This window comes from Asanoa ferruginea (genome assembly GCF_003387075.1).
Lineage (GTDB): Bacteria > Actinomycetota > Actinomycetes > Mycobacteriales > Micromonosporaceae > Asanoa > Asanoa ferruginea.
The window spans coordinates 2516048-2533014 of record NZ_QUMQ01000001.1 but is presented as its reverse complement, the minus strand read 5'-3'; the positions used below and the strand labels follow the sequence as shown (position 1 = coordinate 2533014).

The following is a 16967-nucleotide window of genomic DNA, read 5'->3' as shown; positions in this document are numbered from 1 at the left end:
AGGGGCAGGAAAATGACGCCACGTCACAGCCGCTGGGAGCGGACCGGCGCTGACGAGCACGCGGCTGCCTACGAAGAGGCGCGCGCGGCACTCCTCCTCGGCCAGATGGTCTATGACCGTCGCACCGAAATCGGTCTGACCCAGGCCGAGCTGGCTGGCCGAGCCGGCATGACGCAGCCGCAACTCTCCCGCCTGGAATCCGGCGGAGCGACACCCACGGTGCCGTTGCTGGCCCGAATCGCGGCGGCGCTGGAAGCAGATCTCGATATCACCTTCCGACCCCACCCCAACGCCGCCTAGCCGACTCGAAAGGGCGGACGGATGACCGAGCGAGCGCCCGTCGCGGCATTGGTCACCGAAGCCCGGGTCCAACTGCGGGTGAAGAAGGATCGGGCGCACGCACTCGAACTCGTCGCCGCCGCGGATGCCAGGCTCGCCGGCCTGGACGCTGATGGGGCAGACATCTATGCGTCCGTCGCGTCGCTGTGGCTGGAGCTCGGCGACGAGCTACGCAGTGAGCACCGGATCACCCAGGCGATCCGATCGGGAGAGCAAGCGACGCCCGTTCAGCCCGTCATTCTGGGCACGCACAAATTGTTCTACGCGAAGCTGCTCCGCGCCCAGCAGCGTTTCGGCGACGCCGCGCGACAGGCCGGCGAGGGCGTCGCGATCTACGCACGGGGCGTCGACCCGGAAAGCCCCGAGCTCGCCCGCCTCCGGGCTTTCTTCGAGCCCTTCCTCGCACACACCGTCACGCCCGATCCGCGGTCGGTGGTCGGCGGGCTACAGGCTATGGCCGTAAGGCTCTGCTCGGTGGCAACCGGAAGCGCGGCCGAGATCCACAGCGCTCTCGGCATCCCGACGAACCCGCCGCCGCTGGGTGCCAGCGAATGCCTGGTCGACGCCGGCGAACTCAGCATGGCGAGCGTCGAACTGCGCTTCCCCGCCGGCACGCTGACCCGGCGCGACCTGGACGACACCTTCGGCCCACCGAACGTCCTGCCGCGCACCGGAGCGTTCGCGTCGCACGTCCTCAACTACGACCTGCGCACCCCGGGGACCCCGGCACGCATCAGCCTGTTCGCCCGGTTCGCCGACGACCCGACCGCCAGCGCGAAGAGCGTGCTACTCCGCATCGACCGTGCGTGAGGAACCGCTCGGTTGCAACCGGTCCGCCGCGAACAGGTCGTGCAGCAGCTGGATCGCGATCGAACCCTCGCCGACCGCCGAGGCCACCCGCTTGACCGACCCGTGCCGAACGTCGCCGGCGGCGAAGACTCCGGGCACGCTCGTCTCGAGGAGGAACGGACGCCGCGCGAGCGACCACCCACGAACCTCGTCGCCGGTAAGAAGAAAGCCCTGCGCGTCGCGCTCGATCTCCGGTGGCAACCACTCGGTGTGTGGGTTGGCGCCGATCATGAGGAAGAGGCCATCCGCGTCGACGGTCTCCTCGCTTCCGTCGGCGACCTGGCGGAGCACGAGGTGCTCCAGCGAACCGTTGCCGCCACCGCCGACGATCTCGGTGCCAAGCCGGACCGCCACATTCGGTGTCGCCTCGACCTCGCGGACCAGATAGTGCGACATTCCCACGTCGAGTGACGCACCCCGGACCACGAGGGTGACGCGCCGCGCGTAACGAGCGAGGTAGACCGCGGCCTGTCCGGCCGAGTTGGCACCCCCGAGCACGAAAACGTCGCGGCCAGCCATCGCCGGCGCCTCGGACGTTGGACCGCCGTAGAACACACCGGCGCCGTTCAACGCCTCGAGCGCCGGGACGGCCAACCGGCGATAGTCAGCACCCATCGCAATCAACACCGCTCGGGCGCGCACCCGGCCGCTGTCGGAAAGGGTCACCGAAAGCCCGTCGCCCTCGCGCCGAAGGCCCGTCACTCTTTGCATGAACGCGAAATTGGCCCCAAAGATCCAGGCCTGGTCGTACGCCCGCTGCGCCAACCGCCGCCCGCTGACCCCGCGCGGAAAGCCGAGGTAGTTGCGAATCAGTGAGCTGGACGTCGCCTGCCCACCGATGCCGCCCTCGTCGACGACCAGAGTGCTGAACCCTTCCGATGCCCCATACACAGCGGCCGACAGACCAGCCGGCCCCGCGCCGACAATGACGAGGTCGAAATCGATCCGGTCCGGGTTCACCGTGGAGCCGGCGGCCCGTGCGAGGTCGGCGTTGCTGGGGTTCTTCAGAACCTTGCCGTTCGGAAAGATGACGAGCGGGAGCGGTTCCCGCTCATCAACGTCGGCGAGCAGGGTGCGCCCAGCATCAGAGTCGGCCAGGCAAAACGAATGCGGGATCGCACAGCGGCCGAGCGCGTTGCGCAGCTCGTAGGCCCGGCCCGACCAGGACTCGCCGACGATATGAACGGTGTAGGGCATAGCGCGCCGGGCGTCTGCCCACCCGAGGAGCAAGCTCGAGATCGAGTGGTGAAACGCCTCGTCTGGCGGCCCCGACGGCCGCAGCACGTAATGGTCGATGCGGCCGCGAGCCATCGAGTCGAAGATCGCCCGGCCGGTCTCCCGCTCACCCCAATCGCCCCAGGCGATCACAAGCCCACGCTTGGCGTGCGGATGCAGCCGACGCGCCACCTCCAGCAACTCGATGCCGTCTGGTGAGGCCCGCTGTCCCGAGAGCACCAGCGCGACTTCATCCCCGGACCTGGAGAGCTCTTCGAGACAGCCCTGAGCCTGGGCCGGCGAGCCGAAGCTCATGACGCGATAGTGCCGCCCATAGCGGTCACGCAACTCCCGCTCAACGTCGCGAAGCGCGCCCGCGTCCTGGTCAACGGCGACAAGCACCGGTAGAGACACGCGGCAATTTTACGCTACGTCGCGGCGCCGTCACAGCAAGCCTCGGGGCCCGTATCGCGGAAACGCCGGCGCCACCCGCTCGGCCACGCCGGGCAGGGCGCGGAACCACACCAGCCAGACCGAAGTCCAACCGGCTATGAGGAACAACGGACTCATCGCGTTGGCCGCCACACTGCTTCTGGCCGGCTGTACGGCCGAGCCGATCCCGGCGGCCAGGCCGACCGCCCCGCCGTCCGAACCTCCGGTCGAGCTGGATACGCAAGACTGCGGCGCACTCAGCCTCCGCCTTGGCCAGAACGTGCCAGCCTCCGTGCTGCAATGCGTCATCGACGCCGCCGGGGCTCGGCGACCGGCCCGACTGGTCATCACGCGTCCCACTGTGGAAGGCGACCCCTTCACCACCAGCTACGCGGTCGCAGTTGACGGGCGGGTGGAGGTGACCACCGACGCCCGGGCTGACCGGTTCGGCTCCGGCCAGGTGGAGCGCCAAACCTGCGCAGGGCCGACCGTCCAGGACGACCACTGGCTGAGCTTCGCCACCTGCTCCAGCCCTGAACTCGTCGGCGGCAACCACCGCAACGTGGGGTGTCCGGGGCCCGACCCCGGAGCAAATATGTGCCGAGTTTCCTTGGCCTTAGCCGTCGGTGGCGCCGACCTGCTCACGACTCCTTGATCGTGATGCCGCTGATCGGGGCGCCGGGCGGCAAATCCCTGATCTGCTCATGAAGCTGTCCGGCGATGTTCAGGCAGACCACGAAGCCCGACACCTCGACGTTGTCGATGTCCACCCCGCCACCCAGCACCGGCGGGTGCCGGAAGCTATACACCTGGCTGGAGTTCGGCACGAGGCCCCGCTGCTCAGCCGCCCAAGCAAGCCCCGCAAGCAGATACCGGTCTTGGCCCTCCGGGGTGGCGAGATCCGCTTTCACCGCCTCGGCACTGCTCCATGAGCGGGTCAAGCTGCCTTCCAACGTGTCCAGCCACCAGAACCCGTCGCTGGATCGAAAGAAGACGTCACCGAAGGGAGACGCGAAGACCGGGGTCTTCCCGCCCAACCCGATCCACGCCCACGACTCCAGGCCATGAGAGAACTGCTCCTCGGTAAACGCCCTCGTCAACTGCATCCCCGCATCTAACCGGACTGGTGACCGGCGCGTTGGCCTGCTGGGCTGACCCAAGACCGACCTGCCCACCAGCCGCAACCACGGGAACGTGGGGTGTACGGGGCTCGGCCCCGGAGCAGATATGCCGAGTCCCCCTGTCCGCGCACTCCGCGAACAGGGGTTCTGTTCTTCGGCGGTCCGATGTCCGCGGATCCGCGCCAGCCGCGGGCGTTGGCGTGCCCGCGTGTGCGTCAGCTAAGCGCGGGTGCGCGCCCTGGCGGCGGCGCGAGCGGCCCGTTTCGGGCCGCCTTGAAGACGCGTACAGAAGGTTTGCACATCGCCGGCAGCCGGGCGGTCTCAGGACCTCCGCGACAGATCGGTGTCGGGACGTGGGTGACAGGTGCGGCTAGATGGCCGCCTACCAGCAGCCGTGGGACAGGGTGGAGGCGGCCAGAAGGGTGTGCGGGTCAAACCTGGTCGTCCAGGGCTGGCCAGCCTCGGTGCGGATCTCAATCTGGTGGTCGCTCAGGAATCGAGCGGTACCGAAGGTGTCCTCGGGGCCAAGCCGATCGAACGGGGCGACGAAGCATGCGAGGTCCTGGTCGCCTTCCCGGCTGAACAGCCCGGCCTGCGACCGGATCCGTAAGACGTCGAAGCCACTCATAGGCTCGAAGTAGCGCAGCAGGACCACTTCGAACGAACCGTCTGGGGAAAGGGCTACAACTTCGGTAACCCGTGGCTCCAGCCTGTCGAGGCCGTAGAGCGACGGCCCCCGGACAAATCGGAGGCCACAACAAGGCGCCACCAAGGACGAGACGGCCGCGAGCACGGCCACCGTCCGCGCCAGCGCTGGCCTCAGAACAAGCCACGCCGCGACGCCGAGCAGCACCGGTGCGGTGAACAGCACGATCGCCACGACTGACCACCGGCCGAACGGCATCAGGTGTACGTAGTGCCTCGGATTGCGCCGGGCAACGAGCACAGCTGGCACCGCGACGACAACAAGGCCTGTAAGCACGACTGCCATCACACGCCCGCGGGCAACGGCCATCGGTCGCTGTTCGATTCCCCGCTCGATCACTCGCTCATCGTGGTTGATCGCCGAAGCCCCTGCCAACCCAAGCCACGTGTCACCGGGCCCTGATGGAACGGTCACCGTCCGGACAACCCTCGTCGAGCGCTCCAACGGGTCGCTGACGTTTGGCCCACCCAAGACCGATGCCGGCAAGCGGACCGTCACTGTGCCTGCGGCTGTCCGGCCTGATCTGCGGCGTCATCTCCAAGACCACGTCAGCGCTGACGCTCATGCCCTCATCTTTACTGGCCCGACCGGAGCCGTCCTGCGACGGAGCAACTTCCAGAAGGTCAGCCGCTGGACCGCGACGGTCACCGCCGCCGGCCTATCCGGCTTCCACTTCCACGATCGCGGAGCTGATGCACCGCATGGGCCATGCCTCGACCCGCACTGCGGTCATATATCAGCACGCCACCGAACGCCGCGACCTACAGATCGCCGCCGGCCTCAGTGCCCAGATCAAGCGGGATCGCGATCGGGCACGTAAGGGGCACCGCAAGCGGGGGCGGCCTCGTGACATACGGAAGCCCTGGCCGGCGACACATCCTGACCAGGGCTTCCGTGGTGGAGCGGGTGACGGGAATCGAACCCGCACTGTCAGCTTGGGAAGCTGATGTTCTGCCATTGAACTACACCCGCGAGCGGGACCACTCTAACTCAACCGCCGCAGGATACGCACGAACCTCCCCCTGCCCTGTTGCCTGAGGGGCATGACGAGGGCTGCGGCGAGGGTGACGGCGGTTCCTTCCATCCACGCGCGTGAGTAACGTCCGTCACATCTGTTCCACGGGGAGGAAGAGGTGTGTCAATGACGCTTCATGGAACGCGCTGGATGGCGCGGGCCGCGACGACGGGTGCGGTTGTGGCCCTCGTGCTCAGCACCGGCGCCGCCGGTGTCGCGAGCCCGGCCAGCGCCGCCGCGCCGGCCAACAGCGCTAGCTGCGACAGCGGCACCAGCAGCATCGATCTCAAGGTGAAGAAGGGTGCGCAGCGGCAGGATCCCAACGACCTGTCGCCCGCTGAGGTGGCCGCGGCCGAGACCGAGTTCGACGCCGCCTATGCGGCCAAGACCGGTGGCGTGGCCGATGAGCAGCGCAAGACCATCAACATTCCGGTGGTCGTGCATGTCGTCTCCGCAGACGGGACGCGGGCGACCGGCAGCATTCCGCGGTCGATGATCGACGCGCAGATCAACGTGCTCAACCAGGCCTATGGCGGGTTCACCGGTGGGGCGGCGGCGCCGTTCCACTTCAAGCTCAAGAAGGTCAACCGCGTGGTCAACCCGGCCTGGTCGCCGATTCTGTCGGAGACGCCGGCCGAGCGGCAGATGAAGCGGCAGCTTCGCGAGGGTGGGCCGGAGACGCTCAACATCTACGTCGGGATCATCGATCCTGGGCTGCTCGGGTGGGCGACCTATCCGAAGCGCAACATCACGAAGTATGACGGCGCCGTGATTCTTTCCGAGTCGCTGCCGGGTGGGGACGCGGTGCCCTACAACGAGGGTGACACCGCGACCCACGAGGTGGGGCACTGGCTCAACCTCATGCACACGTTCGAGAACGGGTGTGAGGGCAAGGGCGACCACGTGGCCGACACGCCGGCCGAGGCGCACGAGCAGTTTGAGTGCCCGACTGGGGCCGACACCTGCACGGCGCCAGGGCTCGACCCGATCCACAACTTCATGGACTACACCGACGACTCTTGCATGTATCAGTTCACCGCGGGCCAGGTGAAGCGCATGGTGCGCGCCTGGGACGCCTTCCGCGCGGCGTAAAGCGCACAACCCCGCCGGCACCGCGAGCCCCGACCGCGGTGCCGGCGACGCCGTTTAGGTGACTGCTTCCAAGAGACGCCGGGTTGGGCGGGTCGCCCGGCGCGGAGATGATCGGCGGCGACCGGTCGGGTCGAGCCAGATGCGCACCTCGGGGCCAGCCGCGCCGGAGACCAGCGGGGTGGCCGCGCCCGTGCCGCCGCGGCGGGCGATCATCGCGACCTCGACAGTGAGCTCGAAGAGCTTCCAGTCGACCCGGGGCTCGGCGCGCAGGTTGCTGGCGATGGCTTCGATCCGGCGCGGGTCGGTGACCGGCTCGGCCCGCCCGGCGACATAGGCCTCGTCGTCGCTGTTTTCGGGTGGGAACGAGTGGAGTGCGTAGCGGCCGTCGCGTTCGAGGTCGCGGCGCTTGGGTGAGTCGACGATGAAGCAGAAGAGCCCGTCGGCAGTGATCACCGGTGAGACCGGGTGCACCCGTGGACCGCCGTCAGCGCGGACGGTCGCCAGGTAGCCCAGGCCGGGCCCGTATTGGTGCATGAGGGCGTGGATCGCCCGCGCAAGTCGCGGCTCATCAGCGGCGAACTCAGACCAGGAAGCCATGGAGTGATTCTATCGTACATACGTACGAACCATAGGGTGATTCAATGCTGCTCTCCGACCGTGACCTGGTCACGGAGATCAAGTCGGGCGCCCTGACGTTGGAGCCGTTCGAGCCCGCGCTGGTGCAACCGTCCAGCATCGACGTGCGCCTTGACCGGCTCTTTCGGGTGTTCAACAACCACCTCTACACGCACATCGACCCGGCCACCCAGCAGGACGAGTTGACGGCTCAGGTCGAGGTTCCTGACGGTCAGCCATTCGTGTTGCACCCGGGCGAGTTCGTGCTCGCCTCGACGATGGAGGTCATCTCTCTGGGTGACCGGCTCGCCGGCCGTCTGGAGGGCAAGTCCAGCCTGGGCCGCCTCGGTCTGCTCACCCACTCGACCGCCGGGTTCATCGACCCGGGTTTCTCCGGCCACGTGACGCTGGAGCTGTCGAACGTGGCCAACCTGCCGATCATGCTCTGGCCGGGCATGAAGATCGGCCAGCTCTGCATCTTCCGGCTCTCGTCACCGGCCGAGCACCCCTACGGTGCCGCCGTCTACGGCTCCCGCTACCAGAACCAGCGTGGCCCGACACCGAGCCGGGCCTGGCAGAACTGGCGCACCTGGCCGACCGCCCCCGAGGCATAAAAAAGCGGGGGCCCCGCCAAGGGGCCCCCGCCAAAAACCAGGATCAGCGCTTCTTCACCGATCGGTAACCCGCGACCGGCTGCTGGCTGACTATGCCGATCTGCACAGGCTTGCCGGCTCGAGGCGCGTGCACCATCTTGCCGTTGCCTATGTAGAGACCCACATGGCTGACCGGACTGTAGAAGAACACCAGGTCACCGGCGCGTGGTGTGGACACCGCGTAGGTCTCGTCCCACTGGTCACCGGTGTAGTGCGTCAGCGAGACACCCGCCGCCGCCCAGGCGTATTCGGTCAGGCCCGAGCAGTCGAAGGTGCTCGGCCCGGCCGTGGCGAACACGTAGGGCTTGCCGATCTGGGCACAGGCGGTCTTGACCGCCTTGGCCTCGGCCGCGGTCTTCGTCTCGATGGTCGGGCAGCCTGGCACCTTGACGTGGGTGACCGGCAGCGAGTCTTCGAGCTTCTTGATGTCGGCCGCGATCTGCTTGCGCCGCGCGGCGAGCTCGCCGTCTTTCTTCTTGTTGTCGGCCACCAGGGCGTCGAGCTTGGTCTTCTGCGCGCTGAACTTGTCGCGCGTGGCCACAACGTCGGCGATCGAGGCCTTCTCCTGCCGGGCGAGCAGGTCGATCATCGCCAGCTGGTCGGTCAGGTCGCCGGTCTTGGCGCCGCTGAGCAGCATTCCGAGCTGGCCGGCTCCGCCGCCGGTTTTGTATTGCTGGGCCGCGAAGACACCGATTCGGTCGAGTGCGATGTCGGCCTGTAGCGACAACGGCTCGATTTTCTTTCCTAAGTCTTTAGCTTTCTTTTGGTTTTTCTGAAGATCCGAGTGGACCTTGTTGTACTGCTCGATGACGGGCTCGAGCTGTTCCCATTTCTTGTCGATTTCCGCCTCGATCTGCGCCGGGCTTGGCTCAGCAGCAGCGATGCCGGCAGGCAGGACGGCGGCCACCAGGCCGACCGCTGCGGCCAGGATGACGTTGACAAACGGCCGGGACGCGCGCAAGGCGAATGCCTCCCGTAGTGAGACTGAGTCGGCGTGGGGGGTTACGCCGCCGGAGCATCACATTAGGGATAAGCGAAAGGGTACGCAAGGCCGCATTCGCTACGCTGTCAGGCGGGTACGGGCGGTGTAGCACCTCCGCCGGGAAAGCCCGAATTGCCCCGACCGACAACTGCATTTAGCACATCGTCGAGTGTCACTACTCCGAGCGGTGCACGGCCGTCACTCACCAAAACCATGTGATGCCGCTCGCGCCGCATCGAAAGCAGCAGATCGGCAAGACTTCGATCCGGGGGTACGACGGTGAGCCCGCGAACGATCTCCGCCGGCACAGGTGCGGTCCGGTTCGCGCCGGCGTACCCGATGATGTCTTTGACGTGCACGAAGCCCAAGACGCGGCGGGTGCTGCGCTGCACCACCGGGAAGCGCGACCACCCGGTGCGCGTCGCCAGCACCTCCAGCGACGCCGGCGACACGTCGTCGGCCACCGTCGTCACCGACGACCACGGCCGCATCGCGTCGGCCGCGGTCCGGTCGTGCAGCGCCAGCGCGCCGGTGATCCGGGCGTGCTCCTCCGAGCCGAGCAGCCCCTCGGTGCGCGCCTGCTGCACCAGCCCGGCGAGTTCCTCCGCGGTGAACACGGTCTTCACGGCGTCGGTCGCCTCGACCCGCCACAGCTTGAGCACCAGCCGGGAGATCCACTTGAGGGCGACCAGCAGCGGCTTGGTGGCCACGCAGAACGCCAGCATCGCCGGGCCGAGCCAGAGCGCCGAGGTCTCCGGGCCGGCGATCGCGATGTTCTTCGGCACCATCTCGCCGATCACCGTGTGCAGGTAGACCACGATCATCAGCGCGACGACGAAGGCGACCGGGTGCACCGCGGCCTCCGGCAGCCCGGCCGCGTGGAACGGGCTCTCGAAGAGGTGCGCGATGGCCGGCTCGGCGATCGCTCCGAGCCCGAGCGAGCAGATGGTGATGCCGAGTTGGGCGCCGGCGATCATCAGCGGGATCTGGTTCATCGCCGACAGCGCCATCCGGGCCCGCCGCGAGCTGCTGGCCATCGGCTCGATGGCGGTGCGGCGCGACGCGATGAGCGCGAACTCGCTGCCCACAAAGAACGCGTTGCCGAGGATCAGCACGACCGTGACCAGCAGGTTAAGCATGGTCGGCCTCCGGCCTGACGACCCGGACCTGCTCGACCCGGTGCCGCTCGACCTCGACGACGGTGAACTCCCAACCGTCTTCCACGATCGTCTCGCCGGCGACCGGGATGTGCCCGAGCCGGGCCATGATGAAGCCGGCCAGCGTCTCGTAGGGGCCCTCGGGGATCCGGAACCCGGTCAGGTCGGCAAGTTCGTCTTCGCGCAGCACGCCGTCGACCAGGAAGGTCGGGTCGCCGCCCGGCACGGTCAGCTCGACGGCGCCGGTCTCCTCGACCGCCTCCGGGTCGAACTCGTCGGCGATCTCACCGACCAGCTCCTCGACCAGGTCTTCGATCGTCACCACGCCGTCTGTGCCGCCATACTCGTCGACCACGATCGCGAGGTCGGCATTCGCCGTCCGCAGTGCGGCGAGCACGCGTTCCAGGTCGAGGCTCTCCGGGACGAAAACCGGCTCGCGGGCCACCGCCGACACCGTCGTGGTCGTCCGACGCGCCGGGGGTACCCCGAGCGCGTCCGGCACCGACGCGACACCGGTGACGAGGTCGAGGGTGTCCTCGTACACCGGGAATCGGGTCCGTCCGCTCTCCTGGGCCGCTTCGAGCAGCTCGGCGACGCTCGCCGTGCCGCGCAGGGCGATCACGTCGACCCGCGGCGTCATCGCCTCGGCGGCCCGCTTGTCGGCGAACCGGATCGTCCGTTGCAGCAACATCGCCGTGTCGCTGGGCAGCGCGCCGGCCCGGGCGGAGATCGCGGCGAGCAGCCCGAGCTCCTCGGGCGAGCGGGCGCTGGCCAGTTCCTCCTGTGGCTCGACGCCGAGCCGGCGGACCACCCAGTTGGCTGAGGCGTTGAGGGCCGTGATCAGCCATTTGAACATCGCCGAGAACACCCGCAGCGGGGTCACCGTGGCGAGCACCGCGGCCATCGGGCGGGCCAGCGCGCCGTTCTTCGGCACCAGCTCGCCGAACAGCATCGAGAGCAGGGTGGCCAGCGCCAGCGCGAGGATCGTGCTCACGGTGCGGGTCGAGTCGTGCGCCAGCGGCTCGATCAGCGGCCGGAACAGCTTGGCCAGCGCCGGCTCGGCGATATAGCCGGTGAGCAGGGCGGCGATGGTGATGCCGAGCTGCGCGCCGGAGAGGTTGAAGGACAGCTCGTGCAGGGCCTTGCGCACCGTGGCGGCCCGCTTGTCGCCGCTCGCCGCACGCCGGTCGATCTCCGCACGGTCGACCGTGACCAGACCGAACTCCGCTGCCACGAAGAAGGCGTTGGCTGCGGTCAGGAGCACGAACCCGGCCAGCGGAAGGATGGTGTAGAGCAGGACGTCGATGATCGGTTCACCTCGGCGGGATTGTTTCATGGGTCGATGGCGCCGCCGACCTAGAGTCGGACCCATGGCCACTCTCACCTTCGCTGACGAACTCGCCCTGCTCACCCACGACGACGAGGGCGCCAACAAGATGTCCGCGCTCAACTTCGGCTACGGCCTCGGCGGCGCCCTGCTCGTCGAGCTCGCCCTGGCGGAGCGGATCGAGATCGCCGACGGGCGGATCGTGGTGGTCGACCCGACGCCGACCGGCCATCCGCTGGTCGACGACGCACTGGCCCAGATCGCCGGCGCCAACCGGGCCCGCAAGCCGAAGGACTGGGTCAGCGCACTGGCGAAGGGGCTGCCGGACAGGGTGCTCGACGGCCTGGTCGCGGCCGGCATTCTGACCCGCGAAGACGGCAAGGTGCTGTGGGTGTTCAGCCGCACCCGCTATCCGTCGCCGGGCGGCCAGGAGCCGCCGGCGGAGACGGCGGTGCGGGCCAGGCTCGATCTCGCGATCCGGTCGTCGGGCCCGATCGATCCGCGCACGGCGGCGCTATTGGCGTTGGTACGCGCGACGAAATTCGAGCGGTCGGCGTTCCCGGACGTGCCGCGCGACCAGGTCAAGGCCCGGCTGGACGAGGTCGACCAGGCCGACTGGGCCCCGGCGGCGGTGAAGAAGGCGATCGAGGAGATGCAGACCGCGATCCTGCTCACGGTGATCATCCCGGCGACGATCGCCGCGACGAGCTGAGGTTTTCCACAGCGGATCGGGCGGACTGCTTCATGGTGGGTGACCAGCGCCGTCCATAGCGTCGTCGACATGATCTTTGCTAGCGAACCGCAGACCGCGAGCGGCGTAGCCGCCTGGGCCGTCGACCTGATGGACCGCCTCGGCGCGCCCGGGGCCGGCCTGGCCATCGCCCTCGAGAACCTGTTCCCGCCGCTGCCGAGCGAGATCATCCTGCCGCTCGCCGGGTTCACCGCCAGCCAGGGCAGCATGAGCCTGGCGGCCGCACTGTTCTGGACCACCGCCGGCTCGGTGGTCGGCGCCCTGGCCCTCTATCTGGTCGGCGCACTGGTCGGCCGGCGCCGGATCCGCGCGCTGGCCGCGCGGCTGCCGCTGATCCGGCTGCGCGACATCGACCGCACCGAAGCCTGGTTCGCCCGGCACGGCACCAAGGCCGTCTTCCTCGGCCGGATGATCCCGATCTTCCGCAGCCTGATCTCGCTGCCGGCGGGCGTGGAGCGGATGCCGGTCCCGACGTTCCTGGCGCTGACCACGGCCGGCAGTCTGATCTGGAACGCCATCTTCGTGCTGGCCGGCTATCAACTCGGCGAGTCGTGGTGGCGCGTCGAGGCGTACGCCGGCCTGCTCCAGAAGATCGTCATCGTGACCGTCGCGGCGGCGGTCGCCTGGTTCCTCGCCTCCCGGCTGCGCCGCCGGCCCGGCGGCAGCCACCGGATGGGTCAGGACCCGAGGTAGTGCAGCACGGCCAGGATGCGGCGGCTGTAGCCGGTGGTGTGGGACAGGTCGAGTTTGTCGAAGATGGCGTTGACGTGCTTCTCGACCGCGCTCTGCGAGACGTGCAGCTGCGCCGCGATGCCGGCGTTGGTGTGGCCCTGTGCCATCCGATCCAGGACCTCCGCCTCGCGCGGCGTCAGCCGGCGCAGCGGGTCGGTGTGCGACGTGCGGGCCAGCAACTGCCGGACCACCTCCGGATCGAACGCGGCCCGGCCGGCGGCGACCCGGTCCAGCGCCTCCAGGAACTCGCCCACCTCGGCGACCCGGTCCTTCAGCAGATAGCCGACGCCGTCGCTGCGGGTGGTCAGCAACTCGACCGCGTAGCGGCGTTCGACGTATTGCGACAGCATCAGCACACCCACCGCCGGCCAGCGGGTGCGGATCTCGACCGCCGCCCGCAGTCCCTCGTCGCGGTGGGTAGGCGGCATCCGCACGTCGGCGACGACCACGTCGGGCTGGTCGGCCGCCACCGCGGCCAGCAGCGCGGTGGCGTCGCCGACGGCGGCCACCACCTCGTGGCCCTCGTCGGTGAGTAGCCGGGCCAGGCCGGCGCGGAGCAGGACCGAGTCCTCGGCCAGGATCACCCGCATGGCAGCACCGCCAGGATCGTCGTCGGGCCGCCCGGCGGGCTGTCGACCGTGAGCCGGCCGTCGAGGGCCGCCGCCCGGCGGGCCAGGCCGGACAGGCCGCCGCCGGACGGGTCGGCGCCGCCGGGGCCGTCGTCGGTCACGGTCACGCGTACCTCCTGGTCGGTGGTCACGACGTTGACCGTGACGCGGCTGCCGGGTGCGTGCTTGGTCGCGTTGGTGACCGCCTCGGAGACGACGAAGTAGGCGGCGGTTTCCACGGCCTGGGGCAGCCGGTCGACCGCGCACGTGATCGAGACCCCGCTGCGCTCGGCCACCCGCGACAGCGCCTCCGCCAGGCCGAGGGTGTCGAGATCGGCCGGGTAGGCCCGCCAGGCGACGTCGCGCAGCGCGTCGAGGATCTCCCGGGCCTCGCCGTGCGCCTGGCGCACGAGCTCAGCGGAGCGGTCGGGCCTGCGGCGGGCCTGGCCGAGCAGCAGGCCGAGGGCGACCAGCCGCTGCTGGACACCGTCGTGCAGGTCGCGTTCGATCCGCCGGCGTTCCGCGTCGACCGCCGCGACGACGCCGGCCCGGCTGGCCGCGAGTTCGCTGATCCGCCGCTCGTAGCGCACCCGGTCGCCGGGCACCAGCATCCGCTGCGCCAGCCGGCGGTCGAGCGCGGCGACGCCGAGGAAGCCCTGCACGGCCAGGAAGAACAGCACCAGGCCGCCGACCACCTGGGCGATGACCAGCAGCGCCCCGCTGCGGCCGACGAGCAGGTCGCGGGCCCAGACCACGCCGGTGGCCAGGCCGTAGAGGAAGAGCAGGGCGACCACCCCGCCGAGCAGACCGACGATCCAACGGACACCGAGGTAGGCCAGGGCGCGGCGGCTGGTGTAGTCGTCGAGATGCGGGGCCGCTGGGCCGCCGGGCAGGTATCGGGCGATCCGCCGGCGCTCGACCTCGACCAGGTGGCGGGCCAGGGGCTCGATGGTGGTGGCCGGGCGCGGGCGGACCAGCGTGACCAGGGCGGCCCAGCCGAGGAACGCGATCTCGGCGACCGCGGTGCCCGCGCCGATGATCACGCCGACGAAGAGCCGGCCGGCCGTGGCGATCATGCGCCGCAGGCTACCGCTGTGGTTTTCCACAGCCCGCGGCCTGGGGTTGTCACCCCGCGGTGGCGGCCTCGGGCTCGGTCGACGACGCGGGGCTCTCCGGCTTGACCGAGCGGAGCAGCACGGTGGCGACGTCGACGACCTCGACGCCGTCGGTGGCGCCGGCGGCCTGCTTCGAGGTGACGCCGTCGCTGATCATGGTGAAGCAGAACGGGCAGCCGACCGCGATCGTGTGTGCGCCGGTGGAGATGGCTTCCTCGACGCGTTCGATGTTGATCCGCTTGCCGATCCGCTCTTCCATCCACATCCGGGCGCCGCCGGCACCGCAGCAGAACGAGCGCTCGCTGTTGCGCGGCATCTCGGTCACGTCGGCACCGCCGGCGCTCGCTTCCAGGACCTCGCGCGGCGGGGTGAAGACCCGGTTGTGGCGGCCCAGGTAGCACGGGTCGTGGTAGGTGACCCCACCGTCGACCGGCTGGACCGGGGTCAGCTTGCCCGAAGCGACCAGGTCGGCGAGCAGTTGGGTGTGGTGGACGACCTCGAACGACCCGCCAAGAGCGCCGTATTCGTTGCGCAGGGTGTTGAAGCAGTGCGGGCAGGACGCGACGATCTTCTTCACGCCGGCGTCGTTCAGAGTTTCGACGTTTTGCTGGGCGAGCATCTGGAAGACGAACTCGTTGCCGATCCGCCGGGCCGGGTCGCCGGTGCAGGTCTCGCCCTCGCCCAGGATCGCGAAGTCGACGCCGGCCTCGTGCAGCAGGGTCGCGACCGCCCGGGTGGTCTTCTTCGCCCGGTCTTCGAACGCGCCGGCGCAGCCGACCCAGAACAGGTATTCGAAATCGTCACCGGCGCCGGCCCGCTTGACCTCGAAGTCCAGGCCCTTGGTCCAGTCTTCGCGGGTGTTCGGCGGCGCGCCCCACGGGTTGCCCTTGTTCTCCAGGTTGCGGAGCATGACGCCGGCCTCGGACGGGAACGACGACTCGATCAACACCTGATAGCGGCGCATGTCGACGATGTGGTCCACGTGTTCGATGTCGACCGGGCACTGCTCCACGCACGCCCCGCAGGTCGTGCACGACCAGAGCACGTCGGGGTCGATCACGCCTCCGTCGGCGGCGCCGCCGATCAGCGGCCGGTTGGCCTCGGCCATCGCGAGAACGTCGACGCCGACGAGTTGCTCCGCGGAAGCCTTCTCCTCACCGGTCAGGTCCTTGCCACCACCGGCCAGAAGATAAGGAGCCTTCGCGTACGCGTGGTCGCGCAGCGAGAGGATCAGCAGCTTCGGCGACAGCGGCTTGCCGGTGTTCCACGCGGGGCACTGCGACTGGCAACGGCCGCACTCCGTACACGTGGAGAAGTCGAGAAGGCCCTTCCAGGTGAACTGCTCGACCTGGGCGACGCCGAACTGGTCCTTCTCCGGGTCGGCCTCCTCGAAGTCGAGCGGCTTGCCGTTGGACATCATCGGTTTCAGGCCACCCAGGCCCGAACCGGCCGCCGCCGCGGGGTCACGCTTGAAGAAGATGTTCGGGAACGCCAGGAACCGGTGCCAGGCGACGCCCATCGTCACGTTCAACGAGATCACGATCAGCCACGTCATCGAAATGACGATCTTGATAACGGCGACGATCGGGGCGCCCGACTCCCAGGCCGGCAGGATCGAACCCAGGCCGTGCGACAGCGGTGCGGCCCAGGTCGGGAAGTCGAGATGGTCGTTGGCGGCCTTGAAACCGCGGATCAGGAAACCGCAGATCAGCACGCCGACGATGACCCACTCGACGAAATAGCCCTGCCACATTGTCGAGCCGGTGAATCGCGACAGGCCGCGCACGCGGCCCGGCCTGCTGCGGAGGCGCACCGAGATCAGATAGGCGATGCCCAGAAGGCCGAGGATCCCGATGATCTCCGTCGCGAAGCCGAAGACGACCCAACTCGACAGCCAGGGGATGCCACCGGACGGCGAGACGACCTCGAAGTAGGCCTCGAGAACCAGCAGCGAGAGGACGACGAACGCGACCATCACGAACCAGTGCGCGGCGCCGATCACCGACCACTTCAACATCCGGGTGTGGCCCGCGGTCTCCTTGAGCATGACCTTGGTGCGGGCGCCCCAGGAACCCAGCCGGGCGGGGTCGGGCTGGCCCTGACGCACGACGCCAAGCATCCGCGTGACAGCGCGGGCAGCCAGCGCCACGGCGACGAGCGTGATGAGACCCGCGATGGTCGTGCAGATGATCTCGACGACGCCCATGCGCGCAGCCTCCGTTGGCCCTAGGTGTGGCTGAGGACCAGGCTACGACACC

At 69.0% G+C, this 16967-nt stretch carries 17 protein-coding genes and 1 tRNA gene; 7 read left to right on the top strand and 11 right to left on the bottom strand.

Annotated elements, in window-relative coordinates; genetic code table 11:
* Positions 1 to 12: 12 nt before the first annotated feature.
* Positions 13 to 300: a helix-turn-helix domain-containing protein gene (locus DFJ67_RS12065; RefSeq protein ID WP_116067962.1), complete on the top strand. Its 288-nt coding sequence runs from the start codon at positions 13 to 15 to the stop codon at positions 298 to 300.
* Positions 301 to 321: 21 nt separating this feature from the next.
* Complete coding sequence (locus tag DFJ67_RS12060) at positions 322 to 1149, top strand: hypothetical protein (protein ID WP_116067961.1); 828 nt, start codon at positions 322 to 324, stop codon at positions 1147 to 1149.
* Here DFJ67_RS12060 and DFJ67_RS12055 read toward each other — a convergent pair.
* Positions 1126 to 2817: an NAD(P)/FAD-dependent oxidoreductase gene (locus DFJ67_RS12055; protein ID WP_116067960.1), complete on the bottom strand. Its 1692-nt coding sequence runs from the start codon at positions 2815 to 2817 to the stop codon at positions 1126 to 1128. The two genes, DFJ67_RS12060 and DFJ67_RS12055, sit on opposite strands and share 24 nt — an antisense overlap.
* Before the next feature lie 160 nt (positions 2818 to 2977).
* Here DFJ67_RS12055 and DFJ67_RS12050 point away from each other — a divergent pair, with 160 nt between their 5' ends.
* A complete protein-coding gene (locus DFJ67_RS12050) occupies positions 2978 to 3490 on the top strand; it encodes a hypothetical protein (RefSeq protein WP_147315496.1) in 513 nt (170 codons plus the stop codon).
* Here the strand turns inward: DFJ67_RS12050 and DFJ67_RS12045 are convergent.
* The 3 genes from DFJ67_RS12045 to DFJ67_RS12030 form a co-directional block, all read right to left on the bottom strand.
* On the bottom strand, positions 3477 to 3941 hold the full coding sequence (locus DFJ67_RS12045) for a hypothetical protein (RefSeq protein WP_116067958.1): 465 nt from the start codon (positions 3939 to 3941) through the stop codon (positions 3477 to 3479). The genes DFJ67_RS12050 and DFJ67_RS12045 overlap by 14 nt on opposite strands.
* Before the next feature lie 397 nt (positions 3942 to 4338).
* Entirely contained in the window at positions 4339 to 5001 is a 663-nt protein-coding gene (locus DFJ67_RS12040) for a hypothetical protein (RefSeq protein WP_116067957.1), read from the bottom strand.
* A gap of 559 nt (positions 5002 to 5560) precedes the next feature.
* A tRNA-Gly gene (locus DFJ67_RS12030) sits at positions 5561 to 5634 on the bottom strand.
* 169 nt (positions 5635 to 5803) lie between these two features.
* On the opposite strand from DFJ67_RS12030, the gene DFJ67_RS12025 reads away from it, so the two are divergent.
* Positions 5804 to 6769, top strand: coding sequence for a zinc metalloprotease (locus tag DFJ67_RS12025; RefSeq protein WP_116067956.1), 966 nt, complete (start codon positions 5804 to 5806; stop codon positions 6767 to 6769).
* A gap of 54 nt (positions 6770 to 6823) precedes the next feature.
* Here the strand turns inward: DFJ67_RS12025 and DFJ67_RS12020 are convergent, their stop codons facing one another.
* The gene (locus tag DFJ67_RS12020; protein WP_116067955.1) at positions 6824 to 7366 is read right to left on the bottom strand and encodes a pyridoxamine 5'-phosphate oxidase family protein; all 543 of its coding nucleotides are present in this window, start codon (positions 7364 to 7366) and stop codon (positions 6824 to 6826) included.
* Between the two features lie 44 nt (positions 7367 to 7410).
* Between DFJ67_RS12020 and dcd the strand changes: the two genes are divergently transcribed.
* Positions 7411 to 7998, top strand: a complete 588-nt coding sequence (gene dcd, locus DFJ67_RS12015) for a dCTP deaminase (RefSeq protein WP_116067954.1) — start codon at positions 7411 to 7413, stop codon at positions 7996 to 7998.
* Between the two features lie 43 nt (positions 7999 to 8041).
* Here the strand turns inward: dcd and DFJ67_RS12010 are convergent, their stop codons facing one another.
* The 3 genes from DFJ67_RS12010 to DFJ67_RS12000 form a co-directional block, all read right to left on the bottom strand.
* The gene (locus tag DFJ67_RS12010) at positions 8042 to 8944 is read right to left on the bottom strand and encodes a C40 family peptidase (RefSeq protein WP_239097348.1); all 903 of its coding nucleotides are present in this window, start codon (positions 8942 to 8944) and stop codon (positions 8042 to 8044) included.
* Positions 8945 to 9105: 161 nt separating this feature from the next.
* Positions 9106 to 10158 (bottom strand): hemolysin family protein, encoded by a 1053-nt coding sequence (locus DFJ67_RS12005; protein WP_116067953.1) that lies wholly within the window; start codon positions 10156 to 10158, stop codon positions 9106 to 9108.
* Positions 10151 to 11512, bottom strand: a complete 1362-nt coding sequence (locus DFJ67_RS12000) for a hemolysin family protein (protein ID WP_116067952.1) — start codon at positions 11510 to 11512, stop codon at positions 10151 to 10153. Before DFJ67_RS12000 ends, DFJ67_RS12005 begins: the two co-directional genes overlap by 8 nt.
* Positions 11513 to 11546: 34 nt before the next feature.
* Here DFJ67_RS12000 and DFJ67_RS11995 point away from each other — a divergent pair, with 34 nt between their 5' ends.
* Positions 11547 to 12215, top strand: a complete 669-nt coding sequence (locus DFJ67_RS11995) for a GOLPH3/VPS74 family protein (protein ID WP_116067951.1) — start codon at positions 11547 to 11549, stop codon at positions 12213 to 12215.
* 69 nt (positions 12216 to 12284) lie between these two features.
* Positions 12285 to 12947: a DedA family protein gene (locus tag DFJ67_RS11990; protein WP_116076080.1), complete on the top strand. Its 663-nt coding sequence runs from the start codon at positions 12285 to 12287 to the stop codon at positions 12945 to 12947.
* Here DFJ67_RS11990 and DFJ67_RS11985 read toward each other — a convergent pair.
* The 3 genes from DFJ67_RS11985 to DFJ67_RS11975 are packed head-to-tail and all read right to left on the bottom strand — an operon-like array spanning position 12932 to position 16915.
* Positions 12932 to 13576, bottom strand: coding sequence for a response regulator (locus DFJ67_RS11985; protein ID WP_116067950.1), 645 nt, complete (start codon positions 13574 to 13576; stop codon positions 12932 to 12934). The genes DFJ67_RS11990 and DFJ67_RS11985 overlap by 16 nt on opposite strands.
* Positions 13567 to 14670, bottom strand: coding sequence for a sensor histidine kinase (locus DFJ67_RS11980; RefSeq protein ID WP_203783896.1), 1104 nt, complete (start codon positions 14668 to 14670; stop codon positions 13567 to 13569). The genes DFJ67_RS11985 and DFJ67_RS11980 overlap by 10 nt, the downstream gene beginning before the upstream one ends.
* A 49-nt stretch (positions 14671 to 14719) precedes the next feature.
* A complete protein-coding gene (locus DFJ67_RS11975; protein WP_116067949.1) occupies positions 14720 to 16915 on the bottom strand; it encodes a (Fe-S)-binding protein in 2196 nt (731 codons plus the stop codon).
* Positions 16916 to 16967 lie beyond the last annotated feature (52 nt).

Coding starts and splice junctions, on each gene's coding strand:
- DFJ67_RS12065 (WP_116067962.1), top strand. CDS start 13: ATGACGCCACGTCACAGCCGCTGGGAGCGGACCGGCGCTGACGAGCAC.
- DFJ67_RS12060 (WP_116067961.1), top strand. CDS start 322: ATGACCGAGCGAGCGCCCGTCGCGGCATTGGTCACCGAAGCCCGGGTC.
- DFJ67_RS12045 (WP_116067958.1), bottom strand. CDS start 3,941: ATGCAGTTGACGAGGGCGTTTACCGAGGAGCAGTTCTCTCATGGCCTG.
- DFJ67_RS12025 (WP_116067956.1), top strand. CDS start 5,804: ATGACGCTTCATGGAACGCGCTGGATGGCGCGGGCCGCGACGACGGGT.
- DFJ67_RS12020 (WP_116067955.1), bottom strand. CDS start 7,366: ATGGCTTCCTGGTCTGAGTTCGCCGCTGATGAGCCGCGACTTGCGCGG.
- dcd (WP_116067954.1), top strand. CDS start 7,411: ATGCTGCTCTCCGACCGTGACCTGGTCACGGAGATCAAGTCGGGCGCC.
- DFJ67_RS12005 (WP_116067953.1), bottom strand. CDS start 10,158: ATGCTTAACCTGCTGGTCACGGTCGTGCTGATCCTCGGCAACGCGTTC.
- DFJ67_RS12000 (WP_116067952.1), bottom strand. CDS start 11,512: ATGAAACAATCCCGCCGAGGTGAACCGATCATCGACGTCCTGCTCTAC.
- DFJ67_RS11995 (WP_116067951.1), top strand. CDS start 11,547: ATGGCCACTCTCACCTTCGCTGACGAACTCGCCCTGCTCACCCACGAC.
- DFJ67_RS11990 (WP_116076080.1), top strand. CDS start 12,285: ATGATCTTTGCTAGCGAACCGCAGACCGCGAGCGGCGTAGCCGCCTGG.
- DFJ67_RS11985 (WP_116067950.1), bottom strand. CDS start 13,576: ATGCGGGTGATCCTGGCCGAGGACTCGGTCCTGCTCCGCGCCGGCCTG.
- DFJ67_RS11980 (WP_203783896.1), bottom strand. CDS start 14,670: ATGATCGCCACGGCCGGCCGGCTCTTCGTCGGCGTGATCATCGGCGCG.
- DFJ67_RS11975 (WP_116067949.1), bottom strand. CDS start 16,915: ATGGGCGTCGTCGAGATCATCTGCACGACCATCGCGGGTCTCATCACG.